General features: G+C 67.3%; 1 protein-coding gene. It reads right to left on the bottom strand.

Going from position 1 to position 321, the window contains the following annotated elements; translation table 11 throughout:
• The coding region (locus tag HKX41_10900; protein ID NNC24638.1) for a phosphoribosylglycinamide formyltransferase at positions 1-321 on the bottom strand (321 nt) is incomplete at both ends.

The raw sequence follows: 321 nt of genomic DNA, 5'->3' as shown, positions 1-321 counted from the left end.
CTTCCTTGAACGACTCGACGATCAGCTCGGCGGTCGCCTCGTCACACGGCAGGTTGAGCGAGATGATGCCGCCGAACGCGCTCATCGGGTCCGTGGCGTGTGCGTCCTCGTAGGCCTCTGCAAGGGTGTCCGCGGTCGCGCAGCTCGCGGGGTTCGTGTGCTTGATCGCCGCGGCGGCGGGCTTCTCGAACTCCTTAATGAGGCTGCGCGCGCCGTCGGCGTCGTTGTAGTTGTTGTACGACAGCCCCTTCGCGCCCTCGTTGAGCTGGGGCGCGCCGACGACCGACGCCTCGTCGCACGTCTCGTCAACGTAGACGGCGG

This window comes from Salifodinibacter halophilus (assembly GCA_012999515.1).
Taxonomy (GTDB): domain Bacteria; phylum Pseudomonadota; class Gammaproteobacteria; order Nevskiales; family Salinisphaeraceae; genus Salifodinibacter; species Salifodinibacter halophilus.
This window is presented reverse-complemented; position numbering and strand designations above follow the sequence as displayed.